Here is a 19,760-nt window from a genome sequence, read left to right on the forward strand (position 1 = left end):
TTTAAGAATTAGACGAATACCCGAATGGTTAAGTTTCCGATATTCCATTAACCCGTTCCTTTACTTAAAAAAGGATGGCTGCTTGTTCAAGTGAACATCAAAAGAAAGGATTTTCATTACGAAAATCAATAAATGGTTTGCTTATAGAAAGTGAGTTATTTCTTTCCCTTTTTCTTTCTTGCCGAGCCTAAAGCCTGCCGACATAACTAGAATCGTACCCAAATTAATACAGCCAAGAGATTTTACCACCCCCTGCCATCTTTTTTACCACTGCTCCAAGAAATCCTCCAACGTATCTTTCAATAGAAGCAGGTCAACGGTTTTAAAGTAAAAAAGCCTAATCCTCCTTATTTTCATTGAGGAGTTAGACATAGATTTTCAAAAATCGTGCTAAATCTAGGTGCTTGAAACAGAAAAATAGAAATTACTATTTTATTTTTTTTGCAGTTTCTTTAATTAAATAGTAAAACAGCAGTGGCTCCATAAGGGTTGCCGGAATGAGCCCGGTCTGCACCTATTGATCCAGCCTTTGAAACAATTACTAAAACGGATACTGTAGTGATGCTTCTAAATCAAATATACATTAATAATCATAGCAAGCTTAACAGTAAAAAAAGAGACCAAATCATACGATTTGATCTCATAAAGAATATTCTATTCTATGATTAAGTATCAATGGATTTCTTTAGTTGATATGCAGGATGACTTAAGAAACAGACTTAACCAGGTGTGATAATGCTTCTTTCATTGGTGTAACAGGACGGCCTAGAACTTTTTCAAAGTCATAGCTTTCAACAGCTAACGATCCGTTTCGAATACTTTCTTGGATACCAACGACAATCGGGATCACAAAATCCGGAAGTCCCACTTGTTTCATAACCTCGGCATATTCATCATCTGTCACTTGTTGGACGGGAATTTCTTTACCTAGCACTTCACTGAGCACTTGGACTAACTCCTCTTGTGTGTAAAGGGGGCCGGATAGCTCATAGATCGTATTATCATGACCATCTTCACTTAAAACGTTTGCAGCTGCCTCGGCGTAATCTTGTTGAGTCGCCCAACCAACTTTTCCTTCACCAGCAGATGTTATCCATGGAGCACCCGCGATGGCCCCTTTGATACTGTCTGTTTCATTTTCCAAATACCAGTTGTTGCGTAAGAAAGAGTATGGAATTCCCGTCTTCACAATCGCTGCCTCTGTTGCTACATGTGGTGGAGCCATGAAGTTCGTACTTTCTGTTGCATTAGCTATGCTTGTGTATGCAATAAATTTAATTCCGGCACGCTCAGCTGCGCCAACAGCATTTGCGTGTTGTTTTATTCGCGTGTCATTATCCCCATCTGCAGAAATGATTAATAGACGGTCAATACCTGCAAAGGCTTCATCTAATGATTTCGGATCATCGAAATCGCCTTGTCGAACTTCGACCCCTTGTGCGCGTAGCCCTTCTGCTTTTTCTGGATTACGAACGCTTACTACCAATTGATCAGCCGATACACTTTTTAATAATGTATCCACTATCTTTGAACCTAGTTTCCCCGTTGCCCCTGTAACTAATAATTTCATTATCCATCCTCCATCCTTGAATACCTGTAACTAGAATGATTACATGTAATTATTTTAGTTACAGGAAGATGAAATGTCAACAGATTAAGACGATATATACGTTGTTTTATTTGATACAATAGACTTGTAATCAAATTAGTTACACGATAAGATTAGCTTTTAATAAGAATCAAAATAGGATGGTGACTGAATTGTCAATCAGCAGCCGATTTTCAGTAGGAATACACATACTAACTTTAATAGATTTTAATAAAGAAGAAGCAAATTCTTCCGAATACTTGGCTGCCAGTGTAAATACGAACCCAGCTCTGATCAGAAAAATAATGGGAATGCTAAAAAAAGGAGGATTAATCGAAGTACGTCCTGGGGTTGCTGGAGCAAAACTGGCAAAAGAATTATCCGACATTACTTTACTTGACGTGTATAAAGCCGTTAATGTTGTGAAAGAAAATGAACTATTCAGCATGCATGACACACCAAATCCAAAGTGCCCTGTCGGCAAAAATATTCAGCAAGCCATTGAGCCATTATTCGCTTCAGCTCAACTAGCAATGGAAAAAGTGTTAGGCAGTGTAACACTAGAAGATGTGATGAAGGATATAGCTAAAAAAGAGAATACAGAATAAAAAAGACTTTAACGATGTAAAGTCTTTTTTATTCTGTAATAACGGGTTTCAGTTAAAATTAATTAGGCCAATAACTTCGCTTACTTCATTACTGCTGAAATCAATTCATCAATGGTTCCAATGCATTTCTCCACGTCAGATAAATGATAAAACGTACTGGTTGTTTCAAATCTATTTACTTCATCATTTGGTGAGTAGAGAAAAATTCTTTTTCCATGTCCAAGTGCAATCCCAAACTCAATATGACTTCCTTTACCTGCTGGTAATAGAACAATAATAAAATCTGCTTCCAATACAGCACTTCTTTCGTTCTGTCCTATTTCTTTTAAATCCTCAACCGTTGAAGCTCTTTCATTTTGTGTCCAATCATATGTTTGAATGTAACCTTTATTCATTAACGCATTACTAACATAACGAACTGCATCTATGTTTCTAAAGCTCGATGCAACATAAAACTTTTCCATAATGATCAAATCACCCTTTATTCTTAAACCTCACCACAAAAATCCAAGTCCTTTTTCAACATAACTTACAAGAAATGGCGGCTGCATATTCTGCAAATGCCCCTGTCTGTTTAATAATGTTTATCCAAAAGCAGAAGCAAATAACTACTTCCCAAAAGAAGAAATGCAATTCGAGTTACAACGAAAACTGTTAACTCAACTGCAGTCATTTTCCTCTCCCTTTTGATTTTCTTAAAATGAAAATAATAATACATTGCACAAACGAGCAGCACTATTCCCGATACTTGAAATAAAATTTCTAAGAAGCCAATCATATATACCCTCCTCTTAAATTAACCGTTAGTTGTTCAAACAGATGCAACACTCTTAGACAAACGTGCTCAATAATTGAAAAAGGCAATAGTCTGGGATCAGTTGGCTGATCTTCCAAAATTGTTATGTACCTGTACTATACAAATAATCAATTATTTTAACCGCGTTAAATATAGTTGAAATAGAAATGCGACGGATTATGCCATTAACCGTCCCTTTACTTGAGAAAAGGACAGCTGCCTGTTCAGCAAACATCGCTGAAGTGTATTCTCGTTAAGGTGTATTCCATATAAAAATACGTACAATAAGTGGAATAATTACTGTAAATAAAAGAAAAAATGAATGTCCGAATATACCGATGTTCCTTAAAATACCTTTATTACCAGACCACGAAAGCACAACTCCAATAACTGAAACACTTAACATCATTGGAAAGGCTGCTTCATCTGGAACTAAATCAATTCCGTTGAAAAATAAAATATAAACCACTAAATTGAGACAAAATATAATTACCGATATGATATTAAAATATTCCTTCATCATTAACCTTCCCCTTATTATCAATATTTCACCATTACTCAGATTTGCCCGTTAACCAAACCTCACCTTTTCTTTACCTAGCTTGATAACCTGCATACTCAGCATATGATCCTTTTACGAATTAGACGACAATCAAATTGATTAAGTTTCCGATACTCCGTTAAAATGCTCATTCATGGAACAAGAAAAAACTGCCATTGCAAATACAGTTGTTCAACTCTTGCTCCACTAGCTTAAGTATAAATCTTCATAATTTTTATTTTTTAGTAAGATTCATATGGTATTGTAGCAGTCAATGGGAGACAACAGGTATTTCGTCTCGCCGAATTAAAACAAGGGTCATTCTCCCCAAAGGTAGAGGTAGAAGTAGAGAAAGAAAGTCAACTCATATTGGAATACCAAACTCTCATTGGAAAAGCAGAAACAAATTTCTTATGACAAAAACGCCTCTTAGAACTTACTCCTTACCTTAACTCTTCAGATCGAAAAACGCGAAAGAATGCTCATGAGGCTAAATTTCAGTTTTATCAGAAAAAGGAAAGACGTTTTGATGAATTTTAGACGAACTTGTTCGGTTATCAAAGAATGAACCGAACCTGCCATACTCCTAATGACTTAAGAAAGTATCACGGTCTCAAGTAGAAAAATACCGAGTTCCCTTCGTAGCTAAACGACGAAATTCTCAGGCCAGTAAATGTCTTACTTGATGAGGGTGGATACACTTCTTTATACCAGCTCGTTTAGAAACCCGTTTTATGATATATCGAATCATATCACTACTCATTCGATGTTTGGGTTTTCTTTCTGTTATGAATAAGCAATCTTCTTGATCGTCCCGTTCATCCAAGTACGTTTCAACCAAAGGGAGCATCGAGTATTGATATACAATTCCCACTCGTTGTCACCTTTTCCATATACATTAACATGGTTAGCCGAGAAGTTGATGTCTTCTGGTTAAGCTTTACTATTTCGCCTATCCGGCAACCTGGCGATTAAAAAAATTCAAAGAAGGCATTTTCGAAGGAGCTCTCACAAGCTTCCCTTAAGCGTTCGACTTTCTTGATCCGTAATGAATTTAGGGATTCTTTTTCCGATTTTCGGGTCCTTTTACTAAGAAGCGGGGGTATCCGGAAGATGTCTTTCATCATGTATCCACTTTAAAAGGGATCGGAGACATCGGCCGCGATATCCCCAAGTTCGCCGGTATTAAAATGGTCCCATGATATGTATTGAATATTTTTTTTGATTTTACAAATAATAACTTTAATCAATTTTAAATTTTGGAAGGAAATTAAAAATTATGGATGGCAGGATAATTAAAATCACTTCATCAGAGATAGCTTCTCTATGGACAGCCTATTTAAACAATAATATGTCCATTCAATTTCTAAACTATTTTCTTAGTACTGTTGAAGAATCAGGAGTAAGATCTATTATTGAAAAAGGACATAGCCTTTCGGTTGATGTTTTAAACCATATCACAGAAGTTTTCCGACAAGAAAACATCCCTATCCCAAGTGGTTTTTCAGATAGTGATGTTAACCTGAATGCCCCCAGATTATTTTCTGACGAATTTATGATTTCTTATATAAACCATATGTCTAAAGCAGGGATGTTAGGCTATAGTGGATTTTTATCGATGAGTGCAAGACAAGATATTAGAAACCTTTTTAAGAATTCACTATATAGGACTTCTGATTTATACGACGAGAGTTCCGAAGTACTGCTCAATAAAGGATTATATATTCGTTCACCATATATTGATTATCCTCAACAAAAGGATTTTGTGGACAGCAGAAAGTACCTTAGTGGTTTAAATCCGTTCTCTAATAAACGACCATTAAATGTTGTAGAACTTTCCCACTTGAATATGAATATACAAAACAATCTGATAGGCGCTAAATTATCTATAGCATTTGCACAATCTTCCCCAAGGAAAGAAGTTATAAAGCTAATGCTGCAAGGAAAGGATATATCTGAGAAGCACGTAAAAATTTTCTCCAGGGTATTATTGGATAATAATACACAATCTCCTGTATCACCTGATGTTTCGGTGACCAACTCAACAGGACAGGTATTTTCTGATAAATTAATCATCTTTCATCAAGGATTATTAACTGCTTCAGGGACCGGTAACTATGCAACCGCAGCAGCTGCAAGTCAGCGAAGTGATTTAATATTAAATTATGAGAGACTTTCACTTGAGATTGCTCAGTACGCAAAGGATATTGCTTATTTGATGATTCAAAATGAATGGCTTGAACAACCGCCCGGAACTTTGGATAAAGTAAAACTAGCAAAACAAAAAAAGCAAAATTAAATTAAGAAGAGATATTGTCATCACAAGGATTGTTTCTATTTGAAAGTTCATTGCTCCAAACTGTTTTGAGGTCAATAACCAAAAAATCGAATCAAAATGACAAGCCTATTACACTTAAACAGGCCACAATCACATATAAGACACGTCGATTGAACTGCCCCATAAAAGTTAGACACAAATCTAACGTTTATGGGGTGTTTTTTATGCTAATTTACAGTAAAGCAAAACTTAACGCTATTTGAAAGGGCATGAAAGCTACTTGAGAATCGCTGACATTTCTCACGGATTTCAACCCTCCCATTTCTCACAGAGTCTATGCTTTAAAATTCCTTCATCCAACCCTTTCATGAGGTGGATGTCAGTGATGCTGCCCTACAGGGTCTATGCCCGCACTTTAAATGTTTTACTGACTAATCCGTTCTGCAAATGTCTATGACTATATTCTTTAGAAAAATAGAAATTAACAACGGTTAAACTTAAGCTGCGGCCAGTGATGAAGCCATGAGTAATGTCTTTTAACATTCATTCTTCACTAAACTCACATTGCTTTGTGCCAATCGAAAATAAAATTCTAATTAGCTTGTTACCATATAGCAAACATACTGAATCTTCTTCAAAGGGTGCTCTGTCGAGTAGTATAATACTGATGTAAATCTTTAAAGGTGCCATTCTTGGCAACTAACGGCATAGCTATTCGGAAGAAAAGAGCCTTGAGTGCCTTCCTTCCTCGTTTCGTGTTTTTCGATAGCCCCTTATGCTTTCCTGAGGTATTCTCCTTCAGTCTAAATCCAGCCAATTTGATGATCTGGCGGGGATGGGATTAGTCTCTTACGTCTCCTACTGAGAGAATGATTATATAAATCGAAGCATGAAAGATAAACCAAACCATACACACTAAACATATCCTATAAATCTTATTCCAGCACCTTCATAAAAAATTTCTTGAACATTATCAGTTAGTAAAAACCCAACAATAAAAAATAGAATAATTTCAATTATAGTAACTAAATACATTTTCCATATAGCCATCTCTCCATCTCCCTCAACAAATAACCAAATTTCCCCATATTTATTATAATAGGGTTCTTGCACTGACCTGCTTATATCTGCAAGAACAGGCTGTGAATTAACAAGTCATTTTGAACCCTAATTAGCACCTCATTTTTCAGCTGTACAATAATTATTGTACGTTTGTTATTTAAGATGCTATTTGGTGTGTTAATTCACCCCCAAATAGAAAGAGATCATTGGTATAACAACAAATAAAGCAGATCTAATTCATATGCGAATTAGCCTGCTATTTATAATACTATTTGCTATTTTCTCTCCCTGAACGGAACCCCTTAATATCATACCAGGAGGTTATTTTTTTCTTCAAACTTCATTTTTCTCATAACAGGAATGCTGCCCGTTAATCCAATAACTTCTACAAAAAAGCGTTAATCCTTCTTAAATCAATGCCTCCGTTAGTTTAAGTAGAAAATTTCACAATGTCTTCACAATTAAATAAAAGCGCCCTTTAGTGAAGGAACTGTTAATTATAATGAATCATTCAATTTTATTCAGTTCATTCTTTGTACTAATTCCTTCTCTTTAATAAAATGAATTCCATAAAAAAGAAGTGCTAACATCGTTAAAACATACATTAACTGGATTTTTTTCATACGCACCAATTGTGCAACCCCAAATTTATTTAGGATAGGCTCTCCAATATATGTAAACACTAAATGAACGATTAAATTCACCCCTATATATCTTTTGAAATTCCCATAAGCAAATTTCATAATCCATAATGAACCGGCAAAGAATATACCCCAAGTAAAAGGAAATGAAGCCAAAACTGAGGGGTGTTTTTTTCCGTACCAAAACCACCATCTTCTCTTTTTCGCAATAAACTGAACCACTGTCACTATAACAGCCATAAAAAGTGATGTGGGGAGAAATCGCTTAACGGATTTTTTTCCGGCAAAAGCAAGGGAAAACCAAGAAAGAACCGCAATCAATACAAAAAGTGATTTCACATATTTCATAATAACTACCTCTTCTAACTGTCTTTAGAGATAATTTACCCAGTTTCAGAAACTTTATTAAAAGTATTAAATTAATCCTTACTACATAATATGAACCGATTGTTAAACATAAGTTAAAAAACTCTCTTCAACTAAATTCCGTCTATAAAGAAAGAGATAACTCTTGTTTCTCGCCTATTCTTAATAGTTCTATGATATTTAATTAACTAATGCATTTGAAGTATGGATAGTTGTTGAAAGAAGGGGTAATTTTGTGCTAAAGAGAAAAAAGAAAGCTGCCCTAATAACAGAAGAAGGGTAAGAGACGATCCCAAGCTGATCTTCAATTAGCACGCCCTTTAGTTTTAAAAATTTCCTACCAATTTAAAAGTACCTTCTATCTCCATTTTCCTTTGTAAGTTCTGGAGATGTTACATACTTATCCTCAATATGGATGTATCTTAGTTATCATTGGATATTTTTTGGAATAAAGGCAAATCTAATTTATATTAATGAACTAACTGGAGGTACTTTAGTGGATAAAATCACACATAATGTTGAACTTACTTCAGGAGAAATAGCAAATCTTTGGACTCAATACATCAACGATTCATTATCCATATGTATACTTACTCACTCAATTGAAAAGGCAAAAGACCAAGATATTAAGGAGGTACTTGAATTTGCTTTAAGTCTTGCGGAGTCCCATATAATCAAAATTACAGAATTTTTTAATCAGGAGAACTTTCCAATTCCAAAGGGCTTTTCATTAGATAATGATGTTAATCTTAATGCCCCTGCTTTATTTACAGATTCTTTTATTTTGGTCTATATTCATGTAATGACATTACTCGGATTAACAGGTTATGCAGGTGCCGTTGCTACTTCATGTCGAGAAGACCAAGTGAAATATTTTACCGATTGTACTATTGAAACAATGGAATTATATAAACGGATTATTAATGTATTGTTGAATAAGGGTCTATTTAGTAAACCTCCAAGAATAAATACACCGGATCAAGTTGATTTTGTTGATAATCAGCGATATTTAACAGGTTGGTTTGGAAAGAAACGGCCTTTAAACGCAGTGGAAATTAGTGGTATTAATTACAATATGTTAAAGGTTGTAGTTAAAGTTGTGTTAGAAATAGGATTTGGACAAGTATGCCAAGACAAAGAAGTTCAAAAGTATTTCCACAAAGGTAAACAAATGTGTGAGAAACAGTTCGGGGTTCTTAGTCGTATATTAACTAAAGATGAATTGTCGTCTCCAAACTCATATGTGTCTGAAGTTACTAGTTCTACCGTTTCACCCTTTTCAGATAAGTTAATGCTAAATCATATTGTCATTTTAGTTTCCGCGGCAGTCGGATATTATGGTGCGGGTTTTTCTGTCTCTCAGAGAAGAGACTTAGGAGTCGAGTATGCAAGTCTGATTGCAGAAACAGCGTTATATGCAGAGGATGGGGCACAATTACTAATAAAAAATGGTTGGTTAGAGCAAACGCCAATGGCTGATGACCGAGAAATATTAGCAAAGTAATAAAACAATGTGGCGAATCCAATAGAAAAATTATTATGGAGTATTGCGCTACCTGGTTTCGGTCAATTTCTGAATGGGAGGCTACTAAAAGGTAGTGCGTTTGTCTTCTTAGAATTTCTAATAAATATTCAAGCCAATTTTAACGAAGTAATTATTTCTAGTTTACATGCGGAGATAGAAAGAGCAATCTCACAAGCTGATTATAATGGTTAATGTGTTATCCATGTTTGTATTTCTTCGCTATGTGGGCTGCATGGAAAGATGCAGGGGGAGCAATGGATCAATATGCCTTCCTTCCGTTTGTATTTTGAGCCTATTTTGTAACCGTTGGGTGTATTTATTCTTCAAGTTTCAGGCTATTTGATATTTTATTTGGACCTGTTTGGCTTCAGATATTATTTGTCATACGTGGATTAGCTATCAGTTTTTCAATTAATAAATTGATTAGATAAGAAATCACTAGGAGACGGAATGCCCCTTTATTTTTTTCTTTCCTACCCTTTGGATGCTTGTGCAGCAAACTCCCCGTTTGGCAATTATGATTTACTTTCTAAAAAAACTACAACTTATTGGGAAGAATATAAGTATATTTTTCACAGGAGGGTATATATGAGCTACCCAACTAAAGAAGAAATCAACCAAGTAGATAATCAGCTGACAGAAATGCGGTTAGAAAACTTTATTAACGAGGATTTTTTAAGTCCTCAATGGTGGTTTTTGTTATGCCTATTAATACTACCCTGGATCGTTTGGTGGATCTTAATTGATAAATCGAGAATCAAACAAATTTGGCTATTCGGAGCATTAATGTCAATCCTTATAATCTACTTAGATGATTTAGGGAGCGAGTTAAATTTATGGAATTATCCAATTAAACTAATGAACCTTGTCCCACGGCTTAACCCAATTGACCTAAGCGTTCTTCTTGTAATGCATATGCTTATTTATCAATATTTCACAAGATGGAAACCGTTTATAATGGCGAATATTGTTGTCTCACTTTTCAATTCCTACATAGCTGAACCTTTTTTTGTGAAAATACATATTTATGAATTAACAAATTGGGAATACTCCTATTCCGTCCCAATCTATATTCTGAAAGCAATAGTAATTAAGTCTCTTCTTGAGAAGGTTTTAAAAAAAGCAGAAGCAAATAGCTAATGATTTCTGTTTAGAGATGTATATTCAAATTGCCAGCGATATTATCTGTGGTTTTGACACTTTGTTTGGTAATAAATAAATGGGAAATTCCTCATTAATGACGAGTAATTTTTCTATTGTAATGAAAAAGGAGCGTGCTTAATAAATAAACCCTATATATCCGTTATAATGAAATAGTCTGTTACTTGGTGTGTTTTACTCTTCTATTTTCTTATTGTTTTAGCTAATCTATTAGCCTTTCCAGCCAATGTGTTTACTGTTTGCAATAGTTTATATGTATCCTTCCACTTTTGCTGTGTTACTCAAAACATTTTTTTCATAGTGTTCCTAAAGGCAATCACACCACTGACTTCCAAGAATTTCTCTTACTTATGTCTTTTTCCGCTCTCGGACGTTTGTCATGATTTATCCCACCCTTTTGTACATTATATAAATAATCTATTAATGGGAACAGTATTGAACTTCATCGTTTGTTATCTCCTTATAAAATTTATCATTTAATTCGATACTATAATAATTTGACGAATACCCTGCCCTGCATGTTTCATAATCTCCATTTAACCTGCTCCTTTACTTCACATGGCGCTACTTGTTCAGCAAACCCCCTCTTAAGTAATGTCTTCACAATAAAACGAAATGCGATATTATTAACTATTAAATGAAACCTTTGTGTGTTCAAACCGTATAAATATTTTTAGAACCTATAATCGGCAGGTGACATGCATGAAAAGAGATTGGAGTATAGTCTTAATTGCTCTAATTATTTTATTAGCTGGATTTTTTTTAGATATATATTTAGCCAATTGATAATCAAGTTACGTTTGCATGGTTAGGAAGATGTCATTTATGACTAGAGAAAATCCCAAGAATATATAAATGGCTTTCTATAGTGATCTTATTATCAATCCCTATTGCAGCAAGTATTGCAATAATCTTTAATCTGTATAGAGATCCTTTTTCAATTCCTACTTTTGGTTTTAGGTCTAAGTGTTGTAAGTTGGAGAAGTTGGTCAAAATTCAAACAAATATCTTAGTAATATGTGTCCCAATTTCCATCAAATACACATTATTCGTTTTTCTTCTTCAACTAAATTGTTTCTTTACTTGAACAAAGGAGGCTGCTTGTTCAGCAAATGCACGCACCCTATAATTGAAGATTGCCTATCCTAACTCAGATAATTTTTTTCCAGTTAACATTTCATATAAGATGGCTGAGTCTTCTTCATTTAAATGAGTATATTCACTTTGTCCTTTCATGATTTCTACCGTTTCCAAGGTGATAGCAAGTCTCATATTCGTCTTTCATTAACAAACTTTTACAAGCCAAACCATTTTCGTGATAAATTTCTTTACCAATTTCTAACTCAATACTTCTATTTGAATTTGAATAATCAGGCTCATCATTTAGAATGTAGAGTGTATCTTCATCCAACCATTCCATAGAAAAATTACTTTTTGCATCACTATAATAAACCGTTTGAACTTTATCTTTCTCTTTATTGTTTGAGATTTCAACCCAAACATTAACGCCGCCCGCTGCACCGCCATATAGTTCATAATAGGCATTAGCAGTAAATTCTTTGGTGGGTGAAGTTACAGGGCCAGGTCCCTTTTGGGCGTTTTCTTTATCAATTTCACTAAACGTAAAAAAGTTCGTCTCATACAAATAAATGGAAGAAACTAATATAGTGCCAGACAATGTTGCAAAAAATAATTTTCTTGGAAAAGGCTTCTTTTTAACGAAAGAAATTATTATCCTTGCACATAAAACCAAAAATAATATAACGAAAACGAAAAAAATTGAAAAAGCAAATAAAATAAATATCATACATCCTCCATTTTAAATTCAATGGCACTCATCTCAAATATCCGACCTATTACAAGAAAGTAAACAAAGAATACCCCTTTAAATAATCAAAATCCTAGTGATACTATTGATACCACTAGGATGAAGGACCAACTACTTATAAGTTAGCGATTTTTTTCACATCTTCTGCAGATAACACGAAATCGAAAAGATTTAGATTAGATGCTTGATTTTCACGGTTGTGAGATTTAGGAATAACAATCACTCCACGTTGGATTTGGTATTTTAATAAGACTTGGGCGCCGGATTTTTTATAGGCTTGACCAATTTCATCCAAAACTTCTTTCTGATGGCCATCGACTTTCATTGGACCCCATGCAACTGGTGTAATGCCCTCTTCTTTTAAAACGGCAAGGAGATCTTTATTAGGTTCTTTTAGGTTAATTTGAATTTGATTAACGGCTGGCTTCACTTTAGCGAATTCTTTCATTTCTTCCAGATGATCTTTTCCAAAGTTTGAAACGCCGATTGCTTTTAGTTTGCCCGCTTCGTAATATTCTTCAAAAACTTCCCATGTGTTTTTAAGTTGGACTTTGTCTTCGATAGGAAAGTGAATAAGAAGCAGATCGAGGTAATTTGTTTGAAAGTTCTTTAGACTGTTATCAATAGCAGCCCGAGTAGCTTCCTTTGAAGAAATATATTCTTCATTGGCTGGAACTTTTGTTGTAATAAATAACTCCTCTCGAGGCACTGTGCTTTCTGCTAAAACTCTTCCGACAAGTTCTTCGTTCCGATACATGATGGCTGCGTCTATTGAGCGGTACCCCAACTCCAGTGCTGATGTAAGTTCAGGAATTTCATTTGTTAACGCTCCGTTATACTCATTATTTTTTTTCCCATAAGTATTGGTGCCTGTACCTACAATTGGCATTTCCAACCCATTATTAAGTGTTATGTATTCCATATTTTTAAGCACTCCCTCTGTATACTTTCATTTTGTTCTTACAAAGTACATTTTATCAAATTATAGAATTTTCAAAAAGCCGTAAGTGAGAACGCGTTAATAGTTCGGAAAACGCTCCCTTTACTTAAATAAGCACTAGTAAATTATTTGTCTTTGTTTATATCTTTGTATGCTTGTAGGGAGTTTACTAACCAAAAAAGAATAGTTAAACATAAAAGCATAAACAGATTTTTAATATTTGTTTCTACTCCAAAACAAAGAATAATAATGCACCCAAAAGCATAAACCATAATCGCACTCTTAACGTTATAACTTTTAAAAATCTCCCTTTTCATCACTTTCTTCCTCCAATAGTTATAAGCGCCTTACGTCTATTCTTCTGCCGTTAAACGAGTCCGTTAATACAATAACTTCAACAAAAAAAGCGTTAATCCTTCTTAGATTAACGCCACCTTTAGCGGAAGATACAGTTCCCTTTCACCTGAAAGTTCTTGCAATCTCAACCATTTCATCTTTCGATATAGAAGAACTATCCATTTGCACGTATGTCTCATCTTCTATCCAAGTTAAAAGACCACCAGTTATTATCTTTCCATTTAATTCTTTACCACCGTTTGTCCATTCTTGATAATAAGCAGGAAAATCATTTACTTTTATTTTTTCTCCCTCTGAAAACTCTTCTTCCAATTGATTGATTACCCTTTTGGAGACCTTTTTCTCTTCTATTACTAGCATTAAATTTTCATCATTTTCATCCATATAATGAAATCTAATGTAGCTTAAATTTCTCTCCATGATATCGCGGGTTTTTATTTCCAAAGACCACTCTTCAGGAATATTCTTCGGAACGAGCACTTTAAAATTCAACTCTTCCTTTACTTCAGCTATTGTAATGCTGTTGTGGTTATACTTAATTTCTTTAGCGAAGGCTATTGGGGAGAAAATAGTGCCGAGAAGTAACATTAGCAATAAATTTGAAATAAGTTTCAATCAAAATACCCCGTTTCTCTTAAAATGTTTATACTATATTATCCCCAATACTCTATATTCAATTTAAAAAAACGAATTGCATAATTGCAACCGCTCCATAGTGAATGTGTTCCTTTATTTTTAGTTACCCAATATCGCTTTTCCTGCTTGTTCAGCACACGCCCCCTATAAATGGAAGAACGAAGGTTCATTATAATAAGATTGCGTATAAATCTTTTAAAACTGCTAGTGACATAATAGTAGCAGCACCTATATAAAAGTAGCCACTTTTAACTTCTCTATTCTTTACTTTTTCAATTCCTATCAGCAGGAAAAACACTAATAAAAATGCAAACACTATTGATATAGGTAATTCTATGCCTTTAATGAAAAAATGAGTGACAGCCAAACCTAGTCCAATGATTGCGAGTATATAGTTTACCTTTTTTAAAAAGCCCACCTTCATCTCCCCTTTTTCTGTAAATCTCTTCGTTGTATATAGGATAACATGGAATTGTTGAACTTTTCTAATAACTATTAAGATAACTCTTTTGAACTTCAATTAACGTTAGCAATAGGTAAGCGTTTGAAGTTATCTCCGGCTTTTCCCCTGCTCCGCACCGAACGTGCTAGTTTCCCAGCATTCGGCGGTCCATCTACTGATATGTACTAGATTATAAGTTCCTCGTTACTTTGACGATTAGGATAATACGATGTTTTCCTGTTCACATACCTTCCGGTATTGGTTGATTTTGTTCAAAATGGTCTTTGAGATGTTGAGCTTTTTAAGGATTGACTCTATCTTCTCCATGTCTGTTAGGTGGATTAACCGGTGAATATCCTGGTGAAGAATACGCAGGTTATGAAACTTATCATTTCCTCCTTGTGACTTTGGGAGATAGTGATGACAATGCACTTCAAATGCCTGTAAATCCCAGCCTGTGATTTCACATTTCCCCATTTTCATACTGTATCGGCTTATTCTATTATCCGCGTATTCAATTGACCGGTTAGGAAGGTGAGAATTCAATAGTTTACTGATTTCCTTTTGGATATCAGGACGAAGTTTCTTATATAACGTTTTCCGACCTTCCTCTGTATAGGGTGTTACCTTTGGACTGAAGTTTAACGAGTTAACCGTTTTAACAATTCCTAGTTGGAAAAGGTAGACTTCAGCTACTTTAAAAGTCTTCATGGTTACACTGTAGAATCTTTTAAACAGAGGCGGCGGGTTACTTGGGTGTTCTTGCTTCCCAACCGGTTGTAGTCGATTGTATATGAAATGCTTTAAGTCGTAGGCAAGACGTGAGAACACCGGGTTCACATGTGTCGCTCGCTTAAAATAATTATGGATGCCCAATACAAAACTGTTAAACCGCAGAACGTTTTGGGAAGTTGGTGAAGCTTTAATCCGGCGGATTAGCCTTTTAGCTTCTTGTTTGATTTGTTTCTTTTTCTTTTGAATAACACCGGTATGGGCTACTCGTTTCTTCCCTTTTTTGTTCGCTTGTATCGTAAATCCTAGAAATTCAGACTCCTGTTTGCGCAGGTTAAGGATTTTAGATTTCTCTGGCGAGATATCAAGATTGAGCCGTTCCTTTAGATAACGACGGACCGCATGATACCACTTTTGAGCAGTCTTTCCATCCCGGCAAAGAATTTTGAAGTCGTCCGCATAGCGGACGAGGTATCCTTCCTTCAGATTAGTTCGTTTCTTTGCGTATCGTTCACCAACTTTTGATTTATATGATTTGTGCAGGGGAAAGAACTCCCATTGATCAGCAATCCACTGATCTAAATCATTCAACACGATATTAGAGAGGAGGGGAGATAAAATTCCACCTTGAGGTGTTCCTTTGTCAGGGATTCCTTCTCCATCTATTTCTGCTTTTATCATTTTAGAAATACAAGCTAATACTTTCCTATCCTGTATTCCTAAGTTCCAAAGCTGCTTCATTAACCGTGTGTGGTTTACATTATCAAAGAAACTTTTGATATCAATATCAACTACAAAGTGAAGGGAGGCTTGATTAATCAAATATTGAGTCCTTGCCATCGCATGATGGGCAGACCGTAGAGGTCTAAAGCCATAACTGTGATTATAAAAATGTGCCTCCGCAATGGGTTCGAGAACTTGCTTGAAACTCTGTTGGATAATTCTGTCCAAAATACAGGGAATACCTAGCGGTCTTCGTTTCCCATTATCCTTTTCAATCCATTTTCTTCTGACTTTCTTAGGTTGATAGCTTTTCAGTATTGTACACACCTTCAAGACGAGTTCATCTTCGGATAATTCCTTGATATCCGATATCGTTTTTCCATCGGTCCCAGGTGTATTTGAACCCTTGTTGGATTTGATGGTACGATAAGCGAGTAAGATGTTTTCTCTCGAAGTGATGACGTTATAAAGGAAGGAAAAGCTGTTTCCTTCCTGGGCTTTCTCATATAGTTCCGTGAATGTCCCCGTCATATTGTAGTAATCCCAGTATCGCAGCGTTGGCACTGTGGCATCCCTCCTTATAGAAGTGATGTCCCCACATTCTTACCCGACCGGCACCATTCACATATAGGAAAATAATCGTTTCATTCAGTAGACTTGGGGCTGTTCCTCCACTTTCATTACAAAAGCTTCTTCAGTCGTTCCCCTACCCTCACAAGGATAAATGCCTTTCGAGACCCTTATAGCAAACGTTTGGAGTGACAGCTCTTGTTTCAACGTTCCTTGTTTTCCAAGTACCTTTCAACATAGCTATACATACTAGAAACAGGTGCTTCCTTTAAGCCTGTGAGCTTGATACCGCCGTGGTCCGGTATAGCGTATTTCAGAGGGCAGAATTTTACTCTACACCACTCACCCCATCGTAAGATGGGACATAAGTTTCCTTATGCTTTATCTCTAGACCCTTACCTTCGGAAGTTCGTCAGTTCATCCCTCGATGAACAATTCTCACCATATCCAGTTTTTCAGCCGTGCGGCATATCCATCGGCATACCTCATCTAACCAAAGATTGGCTTTAGCCTTTGTTCTGCCGATTCTATCTGGCTCCATACCCTAAAACCTGTCAGTCTTAACGCATGCAGAAGTCTTGACGAGATGGTTTCCAGAAACGTGGTTCTGTCATTCCCACCTTCTGTTGAAAAGTTAAGAATTTAAATAGTATTCTCCTGACTTTCGTGCAAATCACACTTGTATCAGAACTTGTCGCGCCTGCCCAATAATTGAAGAAGGCTATAGTCTATAACCAGTCGAATTTCAGTACGGCTGCAGATTTGTCTGATCATGAAATAGTTTATTTGTTAGCTATTACAACTCATAAATCCGCACTATTGGCTAACCAGAGTGCCGAATACCCAGTAGCTATTGCTATAGCAACCAAGGCAAGAACGCCTGCCAATTTTAGTGTATAGTCGTTAAACTTCATTTCTCTGCCTGCTTATAAGTTGGCAATTCCTCTCTATGTTTCTTGCTCAGCTGTTCTGCCTGTTGTTTCAGGATTTTATATTACAGGTGCGTATTTCAATCTCATATCTTGGGTATTTTTCCGGTAGCTTTATCAATTTAATGCTAAGAGGGACAGCTCCTCTTAGCGCATATTGTTTGCGCAGTACAGGGGCTGTCCCAATATACCTTATATAAAAAATAGTTAATTATTTGTTGATTCCTTCACTTTCACTGTAAACTGTTTAATGATTTCTTGCAGGGTATCACTTAATTCATTGAGATTTTCTGCTGAGTAAGCGATGGTTCCAATCACTCCCACCTGCTCTTCTACAGATGCCAAGACCTCTTCAGAAGAGGCTGCAGTTTGTTCGGCAACGGCTGAAACACTCTGAATTGAAGCAAGAATGCCTTCGCTTTGAGTAGTCACTGTGGAGATCTCAGTGCCGAGCTTTTGAACAGCTTCCATTATCTGCGACATAGATTCCGATATTAGATTAAATTGGCTTTCTGTATCCGTTACTGCTCCATTCAATTTTAATGTAATCTCATTCGATTCAGCCATGGCCATGACCGTTGTTTCTGTTTCGTTTTCAATTGTATTAATCATTTTTTGAATTTCTGCTGTAGCATTGTTCGTACCTTCTGCAAGCTTCCGGACTTCTTCAGCAACTACTGCAAATCCTTTCCCCGACTCTCCCGCCCTTGCAGCTTCAATACTAGCATTCAATGCCAGAAGATTCGTTTGTTGGGAAATGGCATCAATAGTAGTCACGATATTGGAAATATCTTTAATACTATTGTAAAGGTTGGTAATCCCCAAACTTATTTTTTCAGATGCTTTCCCTGTCGCTTCATTTGATTCCTGTAGGAATAGAACCTTTTCTTTTCCCATTTTAATTGCCTCTGTAGACTGTCCTGTCAAAGAATGGATCGTTCGATTCTGGATGTTCATTTTTTCTATAGCATTAGTAAGACCTTCTGACTTCTGGTTCGTGGACTCAATATCTGATGCTTGGGCAACTGACCCCTGTGTAATCTCATTCATTGCACGGCCCATTTCTTCACTGGTAGCACTGGTTTCCTCTGTCAAAGCTGAAAGCTCCACTGCTGATCGGGATACCTCCGTGCTTGTATTTTGTATGTTAGTCAATATACTTCTCAACTGACCCGCCATCTTATTGAAAGCTTTACCCATTTGACCAATTTCATCTTCTGATTCAGGAAGTGCCGGAACGTTCAAATTACCCTCAGCTATCAAAAGAGATGATTTTGTGATTTGCCCCATCTGTTTCATTTTACTTCTGCTTACAAGGTAAAACAGCAGCAAACCAGAGATAGTAACGATGACTGCCACTCCAAGAATTAAATACATTAACGAATGTAAAGAATCATAGAATTCCTGTTCATATGCGCCGACACCAATATTCCAATCCCAAGGTTCATAGTAGGACATATAGACAATTTTGTTTCTTTCAGTTGTCTCTCCAGCATTTTGCCAGGCATACTCATAAAAACGGTTTTCAACCTTTTCTTCTTTTGCTGCCTTAACGATATCCTGAACAACATATTGGCCACTGGAATTCTTTACGTCTTTTTTACTTTCCCCAATCTGGATGCTCGGGTGAAGCTGTGCTATGTAGTTAGAATCATAGGCCATCAAATACCCTTCATTTTTATACAGGAAAGAAGATTGCGAGAAGTCATGAATTGTTTTGCCATCTTTGTTTTCAGAAGGGCCAACTAGTAACACCCTTGCTTCTTCCTGAGCTTCTCTCAGTGTCATGTTTCCTGCTTCGACCTGTTGGTTTATAAGGTCCATGGTTGAGATTGAATTGTTTACAATGTGCTGCAAATCCAGTTTCCCACTTTTAATGAGTTCGTTCTTAGCAAAGTTATAGCTTAATAATCCAATAGTGGTGGTGGCGACAAGGACTAAAATCGTGATACCGAATAATAACTTTGTGGAGATCTTGTTGAAATTCATAGTGTTGCTCCTTAGTGAAATTTTTTATTATAAAGTTCATTGTATATA

Annotated in this window: 17 protein-coding genes and 2 pseudogenes; 5 read left to right on the top strand and 14 right to left on the bottom strand. The window is 35.9% G+C overall.

From position 1 onward, the window contains the following. Window positions 1-706 precede the first annotated feature (706 nt). Complete coding sequence (locus AC4E8A_RS11945) at window positions 707-1,570, bottom strand: SDR family oxidoreductase (protein WP_490193383.1); 864 nt, start codon at window positions 1,568-1,570, stop codon at window positions 707-709. A gap of 191 nt (window positions 1,571-1,761) precedes the next feature. On the opposite strand from AC4E8A_RS11945, the gene AC4E8A_RS11950 reads away from it, so the two are divergent. Beyond that, window positions 1,762-2,196, top strand: a complete 435-nt coding sequence (locus AC4E8A_RS11950) for an Rrf2 family transcriptional regulator (RefSeq protein WP_490193384.1) — start codon at window positions 1,762-1,764, stop codon at window positions 2,194-2,196. 80 nt (window positions 2,197-2,276) lie between these two features. Here AC4E8A_RS11950 and AC4E8A_RS11955 read toward each other — a convergent pair whose 3' ends face one another. The 4 genes from AC4E8A_RS11955 to AC4E8A_RS11970 form a co-directional block, all read right to left on the bottom strand. Further along, window positions 2,277-2,660, bottom strand: a complete 384-nt coding sequence (locus tag AC4E8A_RS11955; protein WP_490193385.1) for a group-specific protein — start codon at window positions 2,658-2,660, stop codon at window positions 2,277-2,279. 110 nt (window positions 2,661-2,770) lie between these two features. Continuing rightward, window positions 2,771-2,974, bottom strand: coding sequence for a hypothetical protein (locus AC4E8A_RS11960; protein ID WP_490193386.1), 204 nt, complete (start codon window positions 2,972-2,974; stop codon window positions 2,771-2,773). A gap of 271 nt (window positions 2,975-3,245) precedes the next feature. Further along, window positions 3,246-3,515, bottom strand: coding sequence for a hypothetical protein (locus tag AC4E8A_RS11965; RefSeq protein WP_490193387.1), 270 nt, complete (start codon window positions 3,513-3,515; stop codon window positions 3,246-3,248). 679 nt (window positions 3,516-4,194) lie between these two features. Beyond that, on the bottom strand, window positions 4,195-4,383 hold the full coding sequence (locus tag AC4E8A_RS11970; RefSeq protein ID WP_490198853.1) for a tyrosine-type recombinase/integrase: 189 nt from the start codon (window positions 4,381-4,383) through the stop codon (window positions 4,195-4,197). A 429-nt stretch (window positions 4,384-4,812) separates the two neighbouring features. Here AC4E8A_RS11970 and AC4E8A_RS11975 point away from each other — a divergent pair, with 429 nt between their 5' ends. Further along, complete coding sequence (locus AC4E8A_RS11975; protein WP_490193388.1) at window positions 4,813-5,832, top strand: DUF3231 family protein; 1,020 nt, start codon at window positions 4,813-4,815, stop codon at window positions 5,830-5,832. Between the two features lie 522 nt (window positions 5,833-6,354). Here AC4E8A_RS11975 and AC4E8A_RS11980 read toward each other — a convergent pair. The 3 genes and pseudogenes from AC4E8A_RS11980 to AC4E8A_RS11990 form a co-directional block, all read right to left on the bottom strand. Continuing rightward, window positions 6,355-6,652, bottom strand: a pseudogene (locus tag AC4E8A_RS11980) (transposase); the annotation flags it as partial. 74 nt (window positions 6,653-6,726) lie between these two features. Beyond that, window positions 6,727-6,861, bottom strand: coding sequence for a hypothetical protein (locus AC4E8A_RS11985; protein WP_490193389.1), 135 nt, complete (start codon window positions 6,859-6,861; stop codon window positions 6,727-6,729). A gap of 533 nt (window positions 6,862-7,394) precedes the next feature. After that, window positions 7,395-7,862, bottom strand: a complete 468-nt coding sequence (locus AC4E8A_RS11990; RefSeq protein WP_490193390.1) for a hypothetical protein — start codon at window positions 7,860-7,862, stop codon at window positions 7,395-7,397. 514 nt (window positions 7,863-8,376) lie between these two features. On the opposite strand from AC4E8A_RS11990, the gene AC4E8A_RS11995 reads away from it, so the two are divergent. From AC4E8A_RS11995 to AC4E8A_RS12005, 3 genes and pseudogenes are all read left to right on the top strand, one after another. After that, a complete protein-coding gene (locus AC4E8A_RS11995; RefSeq protein ID WP_490193391.1) occupies window positions 8,377-9,384 on the top strand; it encodes a DUF3231 family protein in 1,008 nt (335 codons plus the stop codon). Window positions 9,385-9,393: 9 nt separating this feature from the next. Then, window positions 9,394-9,836 (top strand): annotated as a pseudogene (locus tag AC4E8A_RS12000) (hypothetical protein). 157 nt (window positions 9,837-9,993) lie between these two features. Further along, window positions 9,994-10,545: a CBO0543 family protein gene (locus AC4E8A_RS12005; protein WP_490193392.1), complete on the top strand. Its 552-nt coding sequence runs from the start codon at window positions 9,994-9,996 to the stop codon at window positions 10,543-10,545. Window positions 10,546-11,785: 1,240 nt separating this feature from the next. Here the strand turns inward: AC4E8A_RS12005 and AC4E8A_RS12010 are convergent. The 6 genes from AC4E8A_RS12010 to AC4E8A_RS12035 form a co-directional block, all read right to left on the bottom strand. Next, window positions 11,786-12,373 (bottom strand): DUF5412 family protein, encoded by a 588-nt coding sequence (locus AC4E8A_RS12010; protein WP_490193393.1) that lies wholly within the window; start codon window positions 12,371-12,373, stop codon window positions 11,786-11,788. 136 nt (window positions 12,374-12,509) lie between these two features. Beyond that, entirely contained in the window at window positions 12,510-13,316 is an 807-nt protein-coding gene (locus tag AC4E8A_RS12015) for an aldo/keto reductase (RefSeq protein WP_490193394.1), read from the bottom strand. Window positions 13,317-13,793: 477 nt separating this feature from the next. After that, on the bottom strand, window positions 13,794-14,306 hold the full coding sequence (locus AC4E8A_RS12020; RefSeq protein WP_490193395.1) for a DUF4367 domain-containing protein: 513 nt from the start codon (window positions 14,304-14,306) through the stop codon (window positions 13,794-13,796). A 190-nt stretch (window positions 14,307-14,496) separates the two neighbouring features. Next, window positions 14,497-14,745 (bottom strand): hypothetical protein, encoded by a 249-nt coding sequence (locus tag AC4E8A_RS12025; RefSeq protein WP_490193396.1) that lies wholly within the window; start codon window positions 14,743-14,745, stop codon window positions 14,497-14,499. 240 nt (window positions 14,746-14,985) lie between these two features. Then, on the bottom strand, window positions 14,986-16,788 hold the full coding sequence (gene ltrA / locus AC4E8A_RS12030; protein ID WP_490193397.1) for a group II intron reverse transcriptase/maturase: 1,803 nt from the start codon (window positions 16,786-16,788) through the stop codon (window positions 14,986-14,988). Between the two features lie 1,142 nt (window positions 16,789-17,930). Further along, a complete protein-coding gene (locus AC4E8A_RS12035; RefSeq protein WP_490193398.1) occupies window positions 17,931-19,712 on the bottom strand; it encodes a methyl-accepting chemotaxis protein in 1,782 nt (593 codons plus the stop codon). Between the last annotated feature and the right edge of the window lie 48 nt (window positions 19,713-19,760).

Source organism: Bacillus sp. SRL337 (assembly GCF_984799155.1).